The 14,256-nt window shown below is 68.3% G+C and carries 12 protein-coding genes; 3 read left to right on the plus strand and 9 right to left on the minus strand.

Translation table 11 applies throughout. The features are described 5' to 3' along the window. Window positions 1-3 precede the first annotated feature (3 nt). Entirely contained in the window at window positions 4-1,260 is a 1,257-nt protein-coding gene (locus QOL82_RS13305; protein ID WP_283442765.1) for an MFS transporter, read from the minus strand. Between the two features lie 355 nt (window positions 1,261-1,615). On the opposite strand from QOL82_RS13305, the gene QOL82_RS13310 reads away from it, so the two are divergent. Beyond that, window positions 1,616-2,209, plus strand: coding sequence for an H-NS family nucleoid-associated regulatory protein (locus QOL82_RS13310; protein ID WP_283442766.1), 594 nt, complete (start codon window positions 1,616-1,618; stop codon window positions 2,207-2,209). A 72-nt stretch (window positions 2,210-2,281) separates the two neighbouring features. On the opposite strand, the gene QOL82_RS13315 is transcribed toward QOL82_RS13310, so the two are convergent. The 6 genes from QOL82_RS13315 to QOL82_RS13340 all read right to left on the minus strand — a co-directional run bounded on the left by QOL82_RS13315 (window position 2,282) and on the right by QOL82_RS13340 (window position 10,123). Beyond that, the gene (locus QOL82_RS13315; protein ID WP_283442767.1) at window positions 2,282-4,069 is read right to left on the minus strand and encodes a thiamine pyrophosphate-requiring protein; all 1,788 of its coding nucleotides are present in this window, start codon (window positions 4,067-4,069) and stop codon (window positions 2,282-2,284) included. A gap of 140 nt (window positions 4,070-4,209) precedes the next feature. Then, window positions 4,210-6,423 carry a xanthine dehydrogenase family protein molybdopterin-binding subunit gene (locus QOL82_RS13320; protein WP_283442768.1) on the minus strand — a complete coding sequence of 738 codons (2,214 nt, stop codon included), beginning with the start codon at window positions 6,421-6,423 and terminating at the stop codon, window positions 4,210-4,212. Further along, window positions 6,420-6,899 carry a (2Fe-2S)-binding protein gene (locus QOL82_RS13325; RefSeq protein ID WP_283442769.1) on the minus strand — a complete coding sequence of 160 codons (480 nt, stop codon included), beginning with the start codon at window positions 6,897-6,899 and terminating at the stop codon, window positions 6,420-6,422. The genes QOL82_RS13320 and QOL82_RS13325 overlap by 4 nt, the downstream gene beginning before the upstream one ends. Next, the gene (locus tag QOL82_RS13330) at window positions 6,896-8,233 is read right to left on the minus strand and encodes a cytochrome c (RefSeq protein WP_283442770.1); all 1,338 of its coding nucleotides are present in this window, start codon (window positions 8,231-8,233) and stop codon (window positions 6,896-6,898) included. Before QOL82_RS13330 ends, QOL82_RS13325 begins: the two co-directional genes overlap by 4 nt. A 345-nt stretch (window positions 8,234-8,578) precedes the next feature. Next, window positions 8,579-8,800 carry a hypothetical protein gene (locus tag QOL82_RS13335; RefSeq protein WP_283442771.1) on the minus strand — a complete coding sequence of 74 codons (222 nt, stop codon included), beginning with the start codon at window positions 8,798-8,800 and terminating at the stop codon, window positions 8,579-8,581. 213 nt (window positions 8,801-9,013) lie between these two features. Beyond that, window positions 9,014-10,123, minus strand: coding sequence for a 6-phosphofructokinase (locus tag QOL82_RS13340; protein WP_283442772.1), 1,110 nt, complete (start codon window positions 10,121-10,123; stop codon window positions 9,014-9,016). A 332-nt stretch (window positions 10,124-10,455) separates the two neighbouring features. Between QOL82_RS13340 and QOL82_RS13345 the strand changes: the two genes are divergently transcribed. Further along, on the plus strand, window positions 10,456-11,511 hold the full coding sequence (locus tag QOL82_RS13345) for an NAD(P)-dependent alcohol dehydrogenase (protein ID WP_283442773.1): 1,056 nt from the start codon (window positions 10,456-10,458) through the stop codon (window positions 11,509-11,511). A gap of 27 nt (window positions 11,512-11,538) precedes the next feature. Here the strand turns inward: QOL82_RS13345 and QOL82_RS13350 are convergent, their stop codons facing one another. Both QOL82_RS13350 and QOL82_RS13355 read right to left on the minus strand, forming a co-directional pair. Then, window positions 11,539-12,087: a Dps family protein gene (locus tag QOL82_RS13350; RefSeq protein WP_283442774.1), complete on the minus strand. Its 549-nt coding sequence runs from the start codon at window positions 12,085-12,087 to the stop codon at window positions 11,539-11,541. A 203-nt stretch (window positions 12,088-12,290) separates the two neighbouring features. Beyond that, entirely contained in the window at window positions 12,291-12,599 is a 309-nt protein-coding gene (locus tag QOL82_RS13355; RefSeq protein WP_283442775.1) for a hypothetical protein, read from the minus strand. A 174-nt stretch (window positions 12,600-12,773) separates the two neighbouring features. Here QOL82_RS13355 and QOL82_RS13360 point away from each other — a divergent pair, with 174 nt between their 5' ends. Then, window positions 12,774-14,219 (plus strand): aminotransferase-like domain-containing protein, encoded by a 1,446-nt coding sequence (locus QOL82_RS13360; RefSeq protein ID WP_283442776.1) that lies wholly within the window; start codon window positions 12,774-12,776, stop codon window positions 14,217-14,219. Window positions 14,220-14,256 lie beyond the last annotated feature (37 nt).

Consider the following 14,256-nt stretch of genomic DNA (forward strand, 5'->3'; position numbering starts at 1 on the left):
GCTTCAGGCGGCCGGGCGCTCGCGCAGCGCCGCGGCGCCCCTCAGCGGGAGTTGCAGCGAGACGCCGGCGGCGACCAGCAGCAGCACGCCGGCGCTTCCGAACGCAAGCCAGTGGCTGCCCGTCGCCTCGTAGCCCCAGCCGCCGAGCCAGGAACTGACCATCGCGCCGATCTGGTGCCCGAGATAGGCCCAGCCATACAGCACGCCGACCAGGCGCACGCCATACACATCGGCCAGGATGGCGGAAGACAAGGCAATGCTGCCGGCCCAGACCAGGCCGCCTATCGTCGCCGTCCCGTACAGCTCCCAGTGGGTGCCGACCAGCAGCAGAGCGAAGAAGCCGAGGCCGCGGATCGCATAGATCATCGCCAGGATATTCCGGCGCTGCAGCTTGTCCGCGACCCGGCCGAGCACCTGCGTGCCGACAATGGCGACGAGTCCTATCAGTCCGATGCCCAGCGAGCTGGTCATCGCGTCGAAGCCATGGTCCATCAGCATCGGCATCCCGTGCGTGCCCAGCAGGTTCATGCTGAAGCCGCAGGCGAACAGGCCGCCGAATATCTGCCAGAAAGGCGCGGTGCGCACGGCCTCGGAAAAACGCAGGCCCGGCAATGCGTTCGCCGGCTGCGCCGGCAGCGCGGCGATCTGGTCGGGCAGCAGGTCGGTATGCGGCGGCGCCTCGTCGCGGATGACGAACAGCGCGGAAGGCACGGTGACGGCCGCGAACACCGCTGCGAAGCCCAGCATCGTATGACGCCAGCCGAAGGATTCGATGGCCATCGTCAGCAGCGGCGTCATGATCGCCATGCCGGCCATGGAACCGGTGGACAGGAAAAACAGGGCCATGCCGCGCTGCCGCGTGAACCATCGGCTGATGACCGGCGTCAGCGCAACCGGGCTGGTGAACGCCAGGCCGGCGGACAGGAATACGCCGAATGCAAGCAGGAAGGCCACCGGGCTGCGCACCGTCACCGTGGCGACGGTGGACAGCACGACGATGGCCGTGCCCAGCAGCAGCACCAGCCGGGTATTGTATTTGCCGACCAGGTAACCGGCGAGCGGCATCGCCAGCCCGTAGCACAGCATGCCGACGGCGACGATGCCGGCCAGCAGGCTGCGGCTGAAGCCGAGGTCGTTCACCATCGGCAGGAAAAACGGGCCTATGCCCAGGCGCATGCCGACGGTCAGCAGCGTCAGCAGGGTCGCGGCCGCGACGATCGTCCATCCGAAATACCAGCGTTGCCCAGTTGTTTCACGCACGTCAGGCGCTCCTTTTATTTGAATTGTCGGTCGGCCAGGCGCGAGCGCGACGATGGCACCTCCGCGGTACACGTCGAATTTTAATTCAGGAGGGCGCTGATCGTTATAAAGATGCTTTTTTAATCCATTAAACTGCCTGCTGTTTCGGCAGGCGATTTCTTTAAGGCAGCCGCGGGACGGATTAATTGCACACAAGTCTTTCCGCCGGTGGAAATAATATTAAATCGCCTCATTAAAATAGACTATTTAATAGGGCCGATTTTGCTATCCTTCGCCTGACGCCGCAGCGTCGGGCAATGCAAGCCGCAGGATGCCGGTTCCAGAAGGTTTTGATTAATGCCAACCAGGAGAACGTATGGCCAGCAATTTAATTACAGCGCGGTCCTTGATACAGGCTGACCTGGATCATGCACGGAGTGTATTAAGCCTCTGGACCAAGCAGGTCGAGGAACTTGAGAAGGCGCTGGAACAGATCGACGCGGTCAGCACCTCGCGCAATGCATTGCGCGTCCAGTACCAGGGAACGGCGCGCACGCCGGCGCTGGAAGCGCCTGGCGCGGCCGAAGGCAAGCCGAAGCGCGGCCGCAAACCCAGGAATGCGCAAGGCGCGGCGCCGTCGAAAGCGGCTGCGCCCGCGGCCGGCATCACGTCCAAGCGCGGCCGCAAGCTGGCCGAGCGCAGCACGCTGGCGTCGGCGCAGGTCAGCGACGCAAAAGGCCGCAAGCCGGTCCGGGCAGGCGCTGCGAAGCAGGGCAATGGCAACGGCAAGCGCGCGGCGAAATACAAGGACCCGAATTCGGACAAGACCTGGTCCGGCCTCGGCCGCCGGCCCGGCTGGTTTACCGGCGCGCCCGAGCAGCTGGTCATGGGCGCTTCCGGGCGTAATGCGTCGAACGAGTCGCAGTCCGGCGCGGCCGGCCAGTCCGGCAGCGACGGCGCGGCGAGCTAGGCACGCGAGCGGGCCGGCGCGGCGCCGGCCCGGACAGTGGTCCCGCCCCGTTTCAGGCGGTGCAGCTTCCTTTTATTTCTTATTGCCCGGAAGGATGGCGCTCAGCACCTGCCTGGCCGCGCCGATCAGGCTTTTTGCGCGGTCCGGGTCGCCCTGCAGCATGCTGCTCATCAGGTTCTTCGCATCCTTGAAGGTAATGTGCGAAGGCAGCGGCGGCACTTCGGGATCGGTCTTGAATTCCAGAACCACCGGGCGGTCCGCGGCGAGCGCTTCCTCCCAGGCGGCGGCCACGCCATCCGCGCGGTCGCAGAAGATGCCCTTGAGCCCGATCAGTTCGGCGAAGCGGTGGTAGGGCACGTCCGGCAAATCCTGCGACGCCGCGAACTTCGGGTCGCCTTCCATGACCCGCTGCTCCCATGTCACCTGGTTCAGGTCCTGGTTATTGAACACGCAGACGATCCAGCGCGGATCGGCCCAGCGCTGCCAGTACTTCGACACCGTGATCAGTTCGGCCATGTTATTCATCTGCATCGCGCCATCGCCGACCAGCGCAATCACCGGCCGGTCCGGGTGGGCGAACTTGGCGGCGATCGCATAGGGCACGGCCGCGCCCATCGACGCCAGGCCGCCGGACAGCGAGCACATCTGCCCTTCGCGGATCCTGAGGTCGCGCGCAAACCAGTTGGCGCAGGAGCCGGAATCGCTCGAGACGATGGCTCGGTCCGGCAGGCGCGGCGACAGCTCCCAGACCACGCGCTGCGGATTGACCGGGTTTGCCGGCTGCATCGCGCGCTCTTCCAGCGTCTTCCACCATTTCTCCATGTTGCCGGCGATGCGCTCGCGCCAGCTGGCGTCACCGTTCTGCTGCAACAGCGGCAGCAGCGCGCGCAGCGTTTCCGCCGCATCGCCATGCAGGTTGACCTCGGCCGGATAGCGTATCGAAAGCATGGACGGATCGATGTCGATCTGCACCGCGCGGGCCTGGCCTTCCTTGGGCAGGAACTCGGCATACGGAAAGCCGGTGCCTATCATCAGCAGCGTATCGCAATGCATCATCATGTCGTAGCTGGGTTCGGTGCCGAGGATGCCGATGCTGCCGGTGACCCACCGCAGGTCGTCCGGCAGCACGGCCTTGCCCAGCAGCGCCTTGGCGACGCCGGCGCCCAGCCGCGCCGCCACCGCGGTCACTTCGGCCGATGCGCCGAGCGCGCCCGCGCCCACCAGGATCGCCACCTTGCTGCCGGCATTGAGGACGTCGGCGGCGCGCCGCAGGTCCTCGTCATAGGCGACGACCCTGGGCTTGGTGTAGCCGATGCCGGACATTACCGAGCCGTGGCTGTGCGGCGGGTCTTCCCACGGCAGTTCCTGCAGGTCGTTCGGCAGGATCAGCACCGCGATGCCGTTGTTCGCAATCGCGGTGCGCATGCCGCGGTCCACCATGTGCCGCAGCTGGGACGGCACCGAGGCTTCCTGCACATAGTCGGCGACGTCCGCGAACATGCGGTCCAGGTTCAGCTCCTGCTGGTAGTGCGCGCCGCGCGAGGTGCGGGCCGCCTGGCCGGTGATGGCGAGGACCGGCACATGGTCCATCTTCGCGTCGTACAGGCCGGTGATCAGGTGCGATGCGCCCGGCCCGCCGGTGGACAGGCAGACGCCGATCTCGCCGGTGAACTTGGCATGGGCGGCCGCCATGAAGGCGGCCATTTCCTCATGCCGGACCTGGATGAATTCGATCTTGCCCTTGGCCCGGTTCAGCGCGCCGAGCACGCCGTTGATGCCGTCGCCCGGATAGCCATAGATGCGGCGAACGCCCCATGCATGGAGCCGCTCCACAAAGAAATCGCCTACTGTGCCGCTCATGTTTTTTCTCTTTCAGATGGTTTGCGATGGTTCGCGGGGTTGTGCAACGATGGCAGGGAAGGAGGCGCCGGCCGCTCCCTGGAATGGACGCTGCGTTCGGGATCCGGCGCGCCGGGTCGCGGGGCTGGTCATGTGCCGCTTCATGCGCCGAGCGCGGCGCTGACGCGTGCGCGGCTCAGAGGCAGGTCGCGCATGCGCACGCCGGTGGCGTCGGCCAGCGCATTGGCGATCGCCGCCGCGGTAGGTCCCTGCGCCGCCTCGCCGGTGCCGAGGAAAGGCATGCCGGGCCGCTCCATCACCACGACCTCGATGCTGTCGGGCACTTGCGGGAAGCGCAGGATCGGGTAGCCGCCCCAGTCGCGGGCCAGCGGCCGCGTGCGGTCGAACGGGACTTCCTCGCACAGCGTCCAGCTGGACGACTGGATGATGCCGCCTTCGATCTGGTTGCGTATGCCGTCCGGGTTCACCGCTTCGCCCGAGTCCACCGCGGCGACCACCCGCACCACGCGCGCCAGCCCGGTGTCACGTGCGACTTCCACTTCCATCGCGATGGCCGCGTAGGCGCCCAGGTTCTTGTAGCGCGCGAACGCGAAGCCCCGGCCGCGCATCGCCGTGCGGCGGTAGCCGTTCCAGTCGAAGCGCGCCGCCGCGGCCTGTATCACTTCCCGTGCGCGCGGCTCGTCGAGGTGGCGCAGCCGGAACGCGACCGGGTCGGCGCCGGCGGCCCGCGCCAGCTCGTCCATGAAGCTTTCGATCGCGAACACGTTGGTGTACGCGCCCAGCGAACGCAGCGCCGAGACCCGCAGCGGCATCGCGGGCAGGAAATGATGGGTCACGCGCGCGTTGTCCAGCCGGTACAGCGGGATCGCGTTGCGGTCGCCGCCGCCTTCCGGCTGCGGCAGCGGTTTGGGCGGCGTCGGCGCGAACGGCCTGGCCAGGTGGGTCGCGGCGAGCAGGTCGCCCGCCTTGCCGGGACGGGTCGAATGGGTATTGCTCCACACGCCGTATTGCCATTGGCGGATCGTGCCGTCGCTGCCCAGCACCGCGCTCGCGCTGGCCACCATCGGCGGCCCGTACGGCTCCCATGCATGCTCGTCCTCGCGCATCCACTGCACCCGCACCGGCTTGCCCGGCATCGCGCGCGCCAGCAGCGCGGCGTCGGCGGCGACGTCATCGGCCCCGTTGTGCCCGTAGCAGCCCGATCCCTCGACATGGATGCAGCGCACCTTGTCGACGGACACCTCCAGCAGCTCGGCCAGCGCATCCCGCAGCGGATAGACGCCCTGGCTGTGGGTCCAGACCGTGTAGCTGCCGCCGTCCTGCTGCGCGATCGCGCAGGACGGGCCGATCGATGCATGCATCTGGTAGGGGCGGCGATAGGTCGCGTCGAGTCGGCGGCCTTCGGCGCCCGCCATGCTGCCGCGCGCCAGTATCACGTCGTCGCGCGACGGCGCCGACAGCAGCGACTGGTAAAGTCCGGCCGGGTCCGGAAGGCTGGGCGCTTCCCGCCAGCGCGTGGACCGCGCCAGCACCTGCGCCGCGACGATGGCCTGGTATTCGCGCTGCGCGATGACGGCGAGGAAGCGGCCGTCGCGCACCACCTTCACCACGCCCGGCATGGCCGCCGCCGCGGCGACATCCAGGCCGTCGAGCTGCGCATGCGGGCTGGGCGGACGCACGATGCGCGCATGCACCATGCCGGCCGGTCGCATGTCCTGCAGGTAGGCCGCGCCGCCGCTGACCTTGGCGGGTATGTCGACGCGGGCCATCGGCTTGCCCGAGACCTGGTGCAGCGCCGGATCGCGCAAGGGCGCCGCGGCGTTGGCGCGCAGATGCAGTTCATCGCCCCGCACCAGGTCGCCGTAAGCGACCCGCCGGTCGCCGGCGCTGATGACGCCGTCGGCGATGCCGAGGGCGGCAGGCGGCGTGCCCAGCCGCACTGCGGCCAGGTCGAGCAGCGTCGCCCGCACCTGCGCGGCCGCATGCCGGATCGCCGTGCCGCTGTCCTGCATCGAGTGGCTGCCGGCGGTATAGCCTTCGTCCGGCGTGCGCGCGGTGTCGGCGGTGACCAGCGTGATCCTGGCCGGCGCGACCACCAGCTCTTCGGCGGCCAGCTGGATCAGCGCGGTCTTGATGCCCTGGCCGAGCTCGGCCTTGCCGGTCATGACGGTGATGCGGCCGTCGGCGCCCAGCCGGATCCAGCCGTCCAGCATCGGCTCGGTCCTGAGGCTGCCGGGCAGCGGCGGCCCGTCCGCGCCGGCGGCCAGCGCCGGCATGACGGCGAAGCTGACGACCAGTGCGCCGCCGGCCAGGAAACAGCGCCGGCCGGGATCGGGCAGGTTCGGCGCGCTCATGCCTGCGGCCCCTGCTTCAGCGCATCGGCCGCGCGCCGGACCGCGCGCAGGATGCGCATGTGCGTGCCGCAGCGGCACAGGTTAAGCGCCATCGCGCGCCGGATGTCGGCATCGCCGGGCGACGGCGTTTTCTCCAGCAGCGCCTGCGCCCGCATGATCATGCCGGCAATGCAGTAGCCGCATTGCGCCGCCTGCTCGGCGATGAATGCCTGCTGCAGCACGCCCGGTTTGTCGGCGCTGCCCAGGCCTTCCACGGTGGTGACCGGGCGCGCGCCGACCAGACCGACCGGCAGCAGGCAGGACAGCGCCGCCTCCTTGCCGACCATGACGGTGCAGGCGCCGCACTGGCCCAGGCCGCAGCCGAACTTGGCGCCGTTGAGCGCAAGGTCGTCGCGCAGCACGTAGAGCAGCGGGGTGGAAGGGTCGGCATCCACCTGCCGCGTGCGTCCGTTGATGCTGAGGTCCAGTCTGGTCATGGCGTTCGGGTCTTTCGTACGGTGTCCGCGAGGTCCGGCCACGGCGGCGCGCCGGCGGCCTGGCGGCGCAGCCAGGCCGCCAGCGCGGTCAGCTGTTCGTCGGTGAGCGTGTCGCCGAAGGCCGGCATCCAGCGGCCGGGCGCATTCGGGCCGGGATGGACGCCGTCGCGCACGATGCGCAGCAGGTTGCGCGCATCCGGCACATGGTTGGCGATGGCAAGCGGCATCGGCAGCGCGCCGGCGGAGCCGATCTCGCGGCCGGCATCGTGGCAGCGCGCGCAGGCGCCGGCGTAGACCTGCGCACCCAGCGCCATTTGCGCCATCTGCGTGGCCGGCGCCGGGTCGGCCGGCGCGCCCGGCACCGTGCCGGCCGCTGCGCTCGCAGCCAGCGGCTGCTGCGCCATGCGGCTGCTTTTCTCGGCCCGCGCCTGGCGCTCCGGCGTGTCCGCGCCGAGCGTTGCATGGATGTAGCTTGCGATGGCGCGCACGTCGGCATCGTCGGCATGGGCCAGGCCGGCGACGACTTCCTGCATCGGGCCGCCGGCGATCGCGTGGCCGGGCGCGATGCCGGTGCGCAGGTAAACAGCCAGCTTGTCTACGGTCCACGGCAGCGGCGATGGCGAAGACGCATTGAGCGCGGTCGCATGCCAGCCTTCCGCATCGCCGCCGTCCAGGTAGCGCTTGCGGTCCTCCGCGCCCAGCGCGTTGCGCGGGCTGTGGCAGGCGCTGCAATGGCCCAGCGCGTCCGACAGGTAGGCGCCGCGGTTCCAGCTGTCGTCATGGCCTGCGACCGGCGTCCACGGCGTGCGGTCCAGGAAGAGCAGCTTCCACCCGGCCAGCAGCGGCCGGAAGTTCAATGGGAACACCAGCCGGTTTGCCCGGCCGGGCGCCGTCACCGGCTCGCGGGTCATCACATAGGCATACAGCGCATGGATGTCCCGGTCGGTCAGCCGGGTGTAATGATCGTAGGGAAAGGCCGGGTAAAGGTGGCTGCCGTCGCGCGCCACGCCTTCCCTGAGCGCACGTGCAAATGCCGCCTCGGGCCAGGCGCCGATGCCGGTCGCCGCATCCGGCGTGATGTTGGTGCTGTAGACGGTGCCGAACGGCGTCTCCATCGGCCGCCCGCCGGCAAACGGCGACGATGGCGACGCGGTATGGCAGCTAACGCAATTGCCGACGGCGGCCAGGCGCGCGCCCTGCTCGATCAATCCGGGCGCAAACGCCTGGCGCCCGGGCGGCGCGGCCGCATCGATCGACGGCCGCCAGCTGAGCGCAAGCCCGGCAACGGCCAGCGCCGCCAGCGCCAGCAGGCTATTGCGTAGCCAGTGCGGCATCGGGCGCATGTTGGTAGAAGCGGTCTACCGCATCGCGGCCAGCGGCTACGGTGCGCGTGGCAGGATGCGGATTCGAGGGGAATGTTCCAGTCATCTGCGCACTGATGCATGCATCGTGCCATTCGATGGGCCCGCGAAGGGAATGCTTGCCTCCAGGACGGCGCGGCGCTTCCATCCGCACCGTTTTAGGTGCGCGATTAAGGCTGTTGAATATTTTGCATGGTAGGTAATCCACCCTTTACATGCTGCTCCGCCGCATGCCCATGCATCGATGCATGCGGGGCAGGGCCGCCCGCGGTCAATGAGGCAGGCAGTGCATCGACCGGCGGCGATGGGCCAATCGGGTTACTGCGTGTTGTCCGGGCTGCTGCGCCGCCGCAGCGTCGGCAGCGGAAGGGTGGTGCTCGGCTGGGCGGTCCATTCTTCCGTGCGGCGCGGGTCCTGCGTGGAACCGGCCTGCGGCGCCGTCTCGCAGGACAGCGCCGCTGCCTGCGCCTTCCGGTGCCGGGCCATCAGCCTTACCTGGATCCGCAGCCGAAGCTGCATGGTTTTGAGACGGTATCGCATTCCACGCTGCAGCTGCTTCATACCCAGCACGTTCCCCCTGGAGGTTTTCTGTGCCGACCGAGTATAGCGTTGCCTGCGTCCGCGTCACTTTAATGCGGCCATGCATTGAGCGAAATCGAATCGCGTGCGGCATGGCGTTGCGCCAGGCGGCAAAAAAGCGACAGAGGATGCGCCTTCGCCAACGCAGCGCCGACCGGATGCTGCATAGCCGCATCAATCCCCGAAACAGATGCCGAGGTCGCGCGCCGTCTGCAGCGTGTCGCAGTCCAGCGGCACCGCCTTCATCCGACCGGCCACATCCTCCAGCGCGACATAGGCGACATTGGGGAAGGCCAGTGCGACCATGACGCCGGAGCGGCCCGCGGCCAGCGCCCGCACCGCCGCGGCGCCGAAGCGAAGCGCCGCGAGCCGGTCGAATGCGGTCGGGCTGCCGCCGCGCAGCAGGTGGCCGAGCACCACCAGCCGCACTTCCTTGCCGCTGCGTTCCTGGATTGCGCCGGCGACGCGTTCGCCGATGCCGCCGAGGCGCTCCGCGCGCCCGGCCTGCGCGGGCGCGGCCAGCGCCCGTTCGCCGCCGGCCGGCCTGGCGCCCTCGGCGACGATGATGATGGAATACGGCCGGCCGCTCGCATCGCGCATCTGCAATCCGGAGGCGAGCTTGTCGATATCGAACGGAATCTCGGGGATCAGGATGCCATGCGCGCCGCCGGCCATGCCCGCGTGCAGCGCGATCCATCCCGCATAGCGGCCCATGACCTCGACCACGATCACGCGCTGGTGGCTGGCCGCCGTGCTGTGCAGCCGGTCCAGGCACTCGGTGGCGAAGGACACCGCGGTGTCGAAGCCGAAGGTGGTGAATGTCTTGTCGAGGTCGTTGTCGATGGTCTTGGGCACGCTGACCACGCGCACGCCCTTGCGGTGCAGCGCGTTGGCGATCAGCAGCGAGCCGTCGCCGCCGACCGAGACCAGCGCATCGATGCCGTGGGCGGCAAGGCCGGCGATCAGTTCGTCGGTGCGGTCGACTTCCGCAAGCGTGCCGTCGGGCTGGCGCACCGGGTAATGCAGCGGGTCGCCGCGGTTGCTGGTGCCCAGTATCGTGCCGCCGATATGGGCGATGCCGCGCACCCGTTCGCGGGTCAGCAGGACCATGCCGCCTTGCGGATAGCGCTCCGGCATCAGCAGGCCGTTGTAGCCGTCGCGGATGCCATAGCATTCCCAGCCCTGGCCGAGGGCCGACAGCAGCACCGCGCGGATCACCGCGTTGAGGCCGGGCGCGTCGCCGCCGCCGGTGCTGATGGCAATCCGCCGCACCGGCGCGCTCATTGCATCGCCCCGGCCGTGAAGGGGGGACAGGTTATCGGATCGGCGTGGTCCATGTCGTGGAGGTCCGCGGTTGATCTTGCTTCAGCGTGCATGACATTGCCGGCCACGGGGCTGATGCATCGCAAGGAGACGGCGCAATGCCGCGCCGTCATCCGCCCCTGCTGCCATGCGGCAAAGCCGTCCGTCCGATGCCCGGCATTTTTGATCTGGGTCAGGGAGGTCGCGGTTCGCTGTCGTTATGGTGATGCAGCCCTGCCCGGATCGGCGCAGCATGGCACACCGCACCGACAAGGCGCCGATTCCTTTTCCGAACTTCAACCGTGGGGAATGCGATGCGCACAATGAAAGCGGCCGTCTTTGTACGGCCCGGCAAGATCATCCTGGACGAGAAACCCGTCCCATCGATAGGCCCGGGCGACGCCCTGGTCAAGATAACGACGACGACCATCTGCGGCACCGACATCCACATCCTGCGCGGCGAGTACCCGGTCGAACCGGGTCGCATCGTCGGCCACGAGCCGGTGGGCGTGATCGCCGAACTCGGCGCCGGCGTCACCGGCTATACCGTGGGGCAGCGCGTGATCGTCGGCGCCATCACGCCGTGCGGCCAGTGCGACTCCTGCCTGGAAGGCCACCAGTCCCAGTGCGGCGGCAAGGCCGTCGGCGGCTGGCGCTTCGGCAACACCATCGACGGCTGCCAGGCGGAATACCTGCGGGTGCCCTTCGCCATGGCCAACCTGACGCCGGTGCCCGACGGCCTGACCGACGAGCAGGTGCTGATGTGCCCGGACATCATGAGCACCGGCTTCGGCGGCGCCGAGAGCGGCAACATTCGCATCGGCGACACGGTCGTGGTGTTCGCGCAGGGGCCGATCGGGCTGTGCGCCACGGCCGGCGCGCGGCTGCAGGGCGCCAGCCAGATCATCGTGGTGGATTCCGTCCCCGAGCGGCTGGCCATGGCGCGCCGCCTCGGCGCCGACGTGGCGCTGGATTACAAGCAGGTGGATGTGGTCGACGAGATCCTGAAGCTGACGAACGGCCGCGGCGCCGACGTCGCGATCGAGGCGCTGGGCACGCAGCAGACGTTTGAAAGCGGCCTGCGCTCGCTGAAGCCCGGCGGCACGCTGTCCAGCCTGGGCGTCTACTCGGGAAAGCTGTCGCTGCCGCTCGACGCCTTCGCGGCCGGGCTAGGCGACCACCGCATCGTGACCACGCTATGCCCCGGCGGCAAGGACCGGATGCGCCGGCTGATGAATATCGTCGGCTCGAAGCGGGTGGACCTGGAACCGCTGGTGACGCACCGCTTCCGCCTGGACCAGATCGAGGAAGCGTACGACCTGTTTGCCAACCAGCGCGATGGCGTGGTGAAGGTCGCCATCACGCCCTGAGGACTGGCGGGGTTTGCGGGTCCTGCGTCAGTGCCCGGTCTTGTCCGGGCTGCGCACCGCCTCGAACAGGAACCAGGTGCGTTCCTCGGTCTCGTCTATCCAGTTCTCGATCAGGCTGGCCGTGGCGATGTCGCGGTTGTCGTCGCATACCTCGTGCGCCTCGCGCAGGCTGGCCGCCAGTGCGCGGTTGTTGTCGCACAGTTCGCCGAGCATCTGCGACGGCTCGACGAAATCGGCGTCGTTGTCGGGGATGCGCTGCAGCCGGGACACATGGCCGATCGAACGCAGGGTCTTGCCGCCCAGCTTGCGGATGCGCTCGGCCAGCGGGTCGGTCATTGCGAAGAGCTCGGTTGCCTGGTCGTCCAGCAGCAGGTGGTAGTCGCGGAAATGCGGTCCGCTCATGTGCCAGTGGAAGTTCTTGGTCTTCATGTACAAGGCGAAGACATCGGCCAGCACCGCATTGAGCGCGTTGGCGATCTGGCCGGTGGCTTCCGGCTTGAGGTCGGTCGGCGTGCGCAGCGCGGGGTTGGCGGCGCCGGCGTCTTTCTTTTCCTGGTCTGATTTCGAAATGGCCATAGGGTTTCTCCGGGCGTTATAGGGAAGCAGGTTTTGAAGGCGCTGCCGACGCGGGCCTTGAGCCCGGTCGTCAGCCGCCTGGCGTGGGTAATGCATGGCAGGCGCGGTGCAGCCGCTGTCCAGGCGGACTGTGCCGGCCAAAGCATTAATCTATGGGTGAATCGAATTGTCGTCCATGCGTTGAGTCAACCGAATGTGCAGTTTCAAGCCCGCAAGGCCCCGCGTCCGGTCCATCCGGGCCAGGCGCGATGGAACGCCGCCGGCTTTTCGACGCGCACGCTGGATTCGCGCACCGCCTCGACCAGCACCAGGCCCCCGTTCGGAATGACGAAGCTGTCCGCCGGGTACAGCTCGATATCCGCGGAAACGCCGGCAACGGTGACCAGCAGCACCCCGGAAACGCAGACCAGGCGGCATCCGGCGGCATCGTTGAACCTTAAAAACCGCAGCGCCGGCAAGGCCTGCGCGGTGCCGCTCCCTGCTTCCCATGCTTTCCTCGCCTGGTTTGCCATCGTAACCTCCTGCCATGATCGATGGCATCCAGCGTACGGACTCGACGCTGGCCGTAACAGGCGCAGCACGGCCAAATTGTGATGGTCACAGCGCGGGTTTTTCGCAACTGTGCTGCTCGAAATTCAGCGCTGCTGTATCTTTGTGCCTGGCGCCGGCAAGGTAACAATCCTGCAATGACAAGCACACCCCTCCTGTACGAACGACTCGCCGACGATCTCGGGCAATTGATCGCGCAACGCGTGTTCGCGGCCGGCGAGCGCCTGCCGTCGATACGCCAGCTCGCGCTGCAAAAACGCCTGTCGATCAGCACCGTGATGCATGCGATGCAGCTGCTCGAAGACCGTGGCCTGGTGGATGCGCGGCCGCAGGCCGGGTTCTATGTCCGCGCCCGCGGCAGGGCGCTGGCCCCGGTCGCCGCGCTGCGCAGCGTCGAGAAGCCGGCCTATGTCGGCATCAACAACATCCTGATGCAGGTGCTGAAGGAGCATGAGCTGCATGGGGCCGCGGCGCTCGGCTCGGCGCTGCCGCCGGCGGAAATGCTGCCGAACGAACGGGTCCGGCGCACGCTCGCCGCAGTGACCAGGCGCAATCCCGGGCTGCTGGCGAACGCCCGGTATTTCGATATCAACGAGCCATCGCTGGTGCGGCAGATCCTGCGCCGCGCGTCGGCATGGGGCACGCTGGACGCCGATGAAATCGTCGTCACCGCCTCCTGCACCGAGGCCATCAGCCTCTGTCTGCGCGCGGTGACGAAGCCGGGCGACACGGTGGCCGTGGAGTCCGCCACCTACTTCGTGCTGCTGCAGCTGCTGGAAAGCCTGGGACTGAAAGCCCTGGAGATACCGATGGACAACCGCACCGGCCCGTCGCTCGACGCGCTGGAACTGTCGCTGCGGGAGGGGCTGTGCCAGGCCTGCCTGTTCGTCGCGAATGTCAACAACCCGACCGGCAGCATCATGCCGGACGAAAACAAGAAGCGGCTGGCCGGGCTCGTGGCCCGCTATGACATCGCGCTGATCGAGGACGACATCTACGGCGACCTCTGCTTCTCGGCCGAGCGGCCGCGTCCGGTGAAGGCGTTCGATACCTCGGGCAATGTGCTGTCCTGCTCCTCGTATTCCAAGACCATCAGCCCGGCGCTGCGGGTCGGCTACGTGGCCGCGGGCAAATACACCGAGAAGGTGAAATTCCTGAAGACGGTGTCGAGCGGCGCGACCAGCCATCTGCCGCAGGCGGTCGTCGCCGATTTCCTCGCCGGCAGCGCCTACGACAAGCAGCTGCGGGCCATGCGGCGCCAGCTGTTCCAGCGCATCGCGCAGATGTCGGATGCGATCGCGGCGGACTTCCCGGAAGGCTGCTTCGTGTCCGAACCCAGGGGCGGCTTCGTGCTATGGGTGCAGCTGCCGGCGGCGGTCGATGCGCTGCAGCTGCATGCGGACGCGATCAGGCAGGGCATCGCCTTCATGCCGGGACCCCTGTTCTCGGCGTCCGGAAGGCTGCGCGACCATATCCGGATCAACTGCGCCAATCCCTGGAGCCAGACCATAGCCGACGGCGTGAGCCGGCTCGGGCGGCTGATCGCGGACGCCGCGGCGCACGGCGCGCGCAGGACGGCCTGAGCGGCGTCCGCGCGCGCGGCGGCGAAGATGACCGTCG

Source organism: Noviherbaspirillum suwonense (genome assembly GCF_900182955.1).
GTDB classification, from domain to species: Bacteria; Pseudomonadota; Gammaproteobacteria; order Burkholderiales; family Burkholderiaceae_D; genus Noviherbaspirillum_A; species Noviherbaspirillum_A suwonense.